The organism is Bradyrhizobium sp. P2_E8 (assembly GCF_056403875.1).
Map to the genome: position 1 here is coordinate 1 of NZ_JBFUES010000450.1, position 5902 is coordinate 5902.

Here is a 5902-nt window from a genome sequence, read left to right on the forward strand (position 1 = left end):
CGACGGCGCCGGTTCGACCTGGATCAACACCGCCGGGCTGGATGTCGGCTACTCTGGCACAGGCACGCTGAAGATCACGAATGGCGGCCTTGTGACGAGCGGTCCGGCGTTGGGCCCGGGGGCTGTCGTCAATATCGGCACCAATGCCGGCGCAACCGGCACCGTTCTGGTCGATGGAGCAGGCTCAACCCTGGGCGTACAGGGCTCTGGCAATGTCTTATCGGTCGGCACGGATGGAACCGGCACCCTCAACATCAAAAATGGCGGCGCCGTCGCCAGCGGCAACGCGTATGTCGGCCAGGCGGCCGGCTCGACCGGTTCAGTTCTCGTCGACGGCGCCCAGTCGAGCTTGAACACCGGCAATATGTTGGCGCTCGGGTACGGTGGCAGGGGAACGCTGATGATCTCCAACGGCGGCACGGTCGTGACCAATGCTGGTGCGCTTGGCGTTGTTGGCCACGGGAGCGGATCGGCCGTGATCGACGGCGCCGGCTCATCATGGTACGTCAGCGACCTCTTTGTCGGCGTGAACAACACCGGCTCGGTCGCGGTCACGCATGGTGGCGGCGTGCTCAACATCAACGGGCTGATCGGCGCGTTCGGCGGCTCAAACGGCAGCGTCGCCGTCGACGGCGCGGGTTCGTCCTGGACCAATCAGTCGTTTCTTGCGATCGGTGACGCTGGCACAGGCTCGCTCACGATCGCCAATGGCGGCGCGGTTTCCGCCAATGGCCAGGTCTTGATCGCCAATCAGGCCGGCTCTACCGGCAATCTCAACATCGGTGCGGCGTCGGGCTCGGCGGCGACGGCGCCCGGCACATTGATGGCAGCTACGGTCCAGTTCGGCCTCGGCACTGGCGCGATCAATTTCAATCACACCTCGGCGAGCTATCTGTTCTCGCCGGATATCGTCGGCAATGGCGCCGTCAACCAATTGTCGGGCACCACGATCCTCACCGGGAACAGCACCTATACGGGACCGACGACCGTCGATGGCGGCACGCTGTCGGTGAACGGCTCGATCTCGAACTCCACGACCACTGTGAACACCGGCGGCACGCTGGGCGGCATCGGCGTCGTTGGCGACACCACGATCAACGGCGGCACGCTGGCGCCGGGCAATGCGGTCGGTCCGAACTCGATCGGCACGCTGACCATCGCGGGCAATCTGGTGCTGACCACGGCCGCGACCTACATGGTCGAAGTCTCCGGCACATCCGCCAGCAAGACCGTGGTGGCAGGCGCGGCGCAGCTCGCCGGCACCCTTGCGGTGAACATGACCGGCCGTGTCGCGACGACCACGACCTACGTCATTGTTGCTTCGTCGAACACGACCGGGACGTTCGATTCGATCTCGATAAGCAACCCGGCCTACGCCCGCAACGCGCGGGTGACCCAGTCGGGCAACAACGAGTTGCTGACGCTCGATCCCGGATTGCTGTCGCCGTCGCTGCCCGGCTTCGCCAACGTCAACCAGAAGAATGTCGCCGCAGGGATCGACAACGCGCTGCTCGCGGGCGGCTCGATGACGACCGGCTTCAACACGCTGTTCAACGCGACGGGCCAGAACCTCCTCAACGGGTTGACGCAGGCCTCCGGCGAAGTCGCCACCGGCGCCCAGCAAGGCACCTTCAACGCCATGGGCCAGTTCCTCAACACGCTGCTCGATCCGTTCTTCGGCAACCGCAACGATCCGGCCGCGCCCGCGGGCGGCGCATCGCGATATGCCGACGATGGCGCCGCCGCACGTGCGAACGCGGGTCGCGACGCCTATGCGGCGATCGGCCGGCAGGCGCATGGTGCCGGGGACTCGTTCACGCAGCGCTGGAGCGTGTGGGCCGCCGGCTATGGCGGCTCGCAGACCACCGACGGCAATGCGGTGGTCGGCTCGAACACCGCGACCAGCCGCATCGCCGGCGTGGCCGCGGGCGCCGATTACCAGATATCGCCGAACACGCTGGTCKGCTTTGCGCTCGGCGGCGGCGGCACCAGTTTTGGTGTCGCCAATGGGCTCGGCAGTGGCAGCTCCGACCTGTTCCAGGCCGGCGTGTACGCGCGCCACACCACGGGCAATGCCTACGTTGCCGGTGCGTTCGCCTATGGCTGGCAGGACGTGACGACGGATCGCACGGTGACCATCGCGGGTGCCGACCATCTGCGTGCCCGGTTCAAGGCCAACGCGCTGTCGGGACGCCTCGAAGGCGGTTATCGCTATGCCACGCCCTGGATGGGGATCACACCGTATGCGGCGGCGCAATTCACCAGTTTGTACCTGCCGGGCTATGGCGAGCAGGCGATCTCCGGCGCCAACACCTTCGCGCTGAATTATGCCGGCAGGGACGTCACCGCTGCGCGCGGCGAGCTCGGCCTGCGCACCGATCGATCCTATGCGCTGGAGACCGCGATCCTCACGCTGCGCGGCCGTGCGGCCTGGGCGCACGACGTCAATCCGGATCGCGGGATCTCCGCCACCTTCCAGACCCTGCCGGGCGCGAGCTTCGTGGTGAACGGCGCGGCATCCGCGCACGATGCCGCGCTGCTTACGGGCGCAGCGGAGCTGAAATGGCTGAACGGCGTTTCGCTGTCCGGCACTTTCGAGGGTGAGTTCTCCAACGTCACCCGCAGCTACGCCGGCAAAGGCATCGCCAGATATCAGTGGTGAAGTGCACCAACAGCTTTCAGGCGTTCGTGTTGAGGAGTTTTTGGTGAATCGGATCATGATTGGAATGGCGGCGGCGGTGTCGCTGCTTGCAACGGGCGCGATGGCTGCCGACCTGGCGCCGAGGCCCTACGTCAAGGCGCCGCCGATGGTCGATCCCGGCTACAATTGGACGGGGTTTTATGCGGGGTTGAACGGCGGCTATAGTTGGGGCCGCTCCAACGCCACGGTCCTGCCGACCACCCCGCTTGCTGTGAGCATCGGACAGAACGTTGATGGGGGGCTTGGCGGCGGTCAGATCGGCTACAACTGGCAGGTCGATCCGAAATGGGTCCTGGGTGTCGAGGCCGATATTCAAGGCACCGGCGAGCGCGGCCGTTCGATTGACACGCTGGCGGCGGTCAGGATCGGTTCGGTTGGCCTTACCGGCACTGCCAACAGCAGCACTGATTTTCCGTGGTTTGCAACCTTCCGCGGTCGCGCCGGACTTTTGGCCGATCCCAGCCTGCTGCTCTATGCGACCGGGGGGCTGGCGGTCGGAGAGGTCAAGTTCGGAACTCAGGCGACGCTGACCGGGCAACTGTTCGACGGTAACAACGCTCCCGCCGGAGCGCCGGTTACGGTTGTCGGTGCGACGGTCTCAGAGAGCCAGACTCGCTGGGGCTGGACCGCAGGGGCCGGCTTCGAAAAGAAATTCAACCGCAACTGGTCAGCAAAACTCGAATACCTCTATCTCGATCTGAGGTCGGCCACCTCCTTCGGCGGGACTGCCAACGAGACTACGGTCAAGTTCCACGATCATGTCCTGCGTGCCGGCTTCAATTACCAGTTCACGCCCGGACCAGTGGTCGCCAAGTACTGAGCGCCGGAAGCCAAAAGGCGGCGGATTCACAACCCGCCTAAGCCATTGATCCCGCTAGCGCCGGCTACTGTGCATGGGGTTGTTTTCGACTTTTTTGTTTTGGGGCACGCAAGCGTCAGGCCGAAACCTGATCGCATTCCGATTGCCGCTACTTCATCACCCGCAGACCCTTGGTCGTGAACCGCTGCGTCTTACCGCCGGGGCGCACCGGGCGCCGCGTGCCGGCGGCCTTGCCGGTGCCGGGTGGCTGGTGCGCAGGCACGAGCTGGTCGGGACGCGAGCCGATCAGGTCGGCGCGGCCCATCGCCTTCAGCGCTTCGCGCAGCACCGGCCAGTTGTCGGGGTCGTGGTAGCGCAGGAACGCCTTGTGCAGGCGGCGCTGGCGCAGCCCCTTGATCGCCTCGACCTTGTCGCTGCCGCCGTGGCGCACGCCGCGCAGCGGATTGACGCCGGTGTGGTACATCGCGGTCGCGGTTGCCATCGGCGAGGGCAGGAAGGTCTGCACCTGGTCGGCGCGGTAGCGGTTCTTCTTGAGCCAGAGCGCGAGGTTCATCATGTCCTCGTCGGTCGTGCCCGGATGCGCCGCGATGAAATACGGGATCAGGTAATATTTCTTGCCGGCCTGCTCGGCGGCGGCATCGAACATCCGCTTGAACTGGTTGTAGGCGCCGATGCCCGGCTTCATCATCTTGTCGAGCGGGCCGCGCTCGGTATGTTCAGGCGCGATCTTCAGGTAACCGCCGACGTGATGGGTGACGAGCTCCTTGATGTATTCCGGGCTCTCGACCGCGAGGTCGTAGCGCACGCCGGAGGCGACCATCACCTTCTTGATGCCCTTGGTCTCGCGCACCTTGYGATAGAGCCTGATCAGATCGTCATGCGAGGTGTTGAGGTTCGGGCAGATCTCGGGGAAGACGCAGGACGGCCGCCGGCACGCGGCCTCGACCTTGGGGTCCTTGCACGCCATCCGGTACATGTTGGCGGTGGGGCCGCCGATGTCGGAGATCACGCCGGTGAAGCCCGGTGTCTTGTCGCGGATCTTCTCGATCTCGCGCAGGATCGAGCCTTCCGAGCGGTTCTGGATGATGCGGCCTTCATGCTCGGTGATCGAGCAGAAGGTGCAGCCGCCGAAGCAGCCGCGCATGATCGTCACCGAGAACTTGATCATGTCCCACGCCGGGATCTTGGCGTCGCCGTAGGACGGATGCGGGGCGCGYGCATAGGGCAGGTCGTAGACCGCGTCCATCTCGTCGCTGGTCAGCGGGATCGGCGGCGGGTTCAGCCAGAGATCGCGATCACCGTGACGCTGCACCAGCGGCCGCGCATTGCCGGGATTGCTCTCCCGGTGCAGCACGCGTGACGCGCGCGCATAGGCCTCGCGGTCCTGCTCGACCTGCTCGAGCGCCGGCAGACGGATGACGGTGGCGCCCTTCTGGCGCGTTGCGCCCTCATCGGCGGAATCGAGATCGTCGGCGTGCAGCTCGCTGTAATCTTCGGGCACGCGACGGAACAGCGCGACGCCCCTGATATCGCTAAGCTCGCGCGGCGCTTCGCCGGCGGCCAGACGATTGGCCACCTCGACGACGGCGCGCTCGGCATTGCCGTAGAGCAGCAGGTCCGCCTTGGCGTCGGCCAGCACCGAGCGGCGCACCTTGTCGGACCAGTAGTCGTAATGCGCGATCCGGCGCAGCGAGGCCTCGATGCCGCCGAGTACGACCGGCACGTCCTTGAACGCCTCGCGGCAGCGCTGGGCGTAGACGATGGTGCAGCGGTCCGGCCGCTTGCCGCCTTCGCCGCCCGCCGTATAGGCGTCGTCATGGCGCAGGCGGCGGTCCGCGGTGTAACGGTTCACCATGGAGTCCATGTTGCCGCCGGTGACGCCGAAAAAAACCTTTGGCTTGCCTAACGCCTTGAACGGCTCGGCAGAGTGCCAGTCCGGCTGCGCGATGATGCCGACCCGAAAACCCTGCGCCTCCAGCAGCCGGCCGATGATCGCCATGCCGAAGCTTGGATGGTCGACGTAGGCGTCCCCGGTCACTAGCACGATGTCGCAGGCATCCCAGCCGAGCGCGTCCATCTCGGTGCGGCTCATGGGCAGGAACGGCGCCGGCTTGCGCGGGCGGGCCCGGGCCATCAGGGGCTTTTCGGCAGTGATGATCTGGATGTCCATGGGGCCTACGCATAGGACTCCGGAGGCGCGAATACAACCGATCGATGGCCGGTCTTCGTCGATTCCGGTTCCCGCGTGGCGCGCAATTCGGCAGCGCCAATCGCGCGCGGGGCTACAGACTGTGACACGGTCCACATACGGGCCGACGGCTCAGCGTTGTGGTTCATTTGCGGGAACCAACCGCCCTTCGCGAGCATTCTGACCCAGGCAC

The 5902-nt window shown here is 65.8% G+C and carries 4 protein-coding genes; 2 read left to right on the forward strand and 2 right to left on the reverse strand.

Annotated features, from left to right (window positions below):
* Together AC1D00_RS23295 and AC1D00_RS23300 are read left to right on the forward strand one after the other, a co-directional pair.
* A partial coding sequence (locus tag AC1D00_RS23295) for an autotransporter outer membrane beta-barrel domain-containing protein (protein ID WP_477012270.1) occupies nucleotides 1-2662 on the forward strand: 2662 nt, incomplete at its 5' end.
* 43 nt (nucleotides 2663-2705) lie between these two features.
* A complete protein-coding gene (locus AC1D00_RS23300) occupies nucleotides 2706-3521 on the forward strand; it encodes an outer membrane protein (RefSeq protein ID WP_477012271.1) in 816 nt (271 codons plus the stop codon).
* A gap of 148 nt (nucleotides 3522-3669) precedes the next feature.
* Here the strand turns inward: AC1D00_RS23300 and AC1D00_RS23305 are convergent, their stop codons facing one another.
* Nucleotides 3670-5691, reverse strand: a complete 2022-nt coding sequence (locus tag AC1D00_RS23305) for a YgiQ family radical SAM protein (protein WP_477012272.1) — start codon at nucleotides 5689-5691, stop codon at nucleotides 3670-3672.
* Between the two features lie 5 nt (nucleotides 5692-5696).
* Nucleotides 5697-5902: hypothetical protein (locus AC1D00_RS23310; protein WP_477012273.1), on the reverse strand; the 206-nt coding region annotated here is incomplete at its 5' end.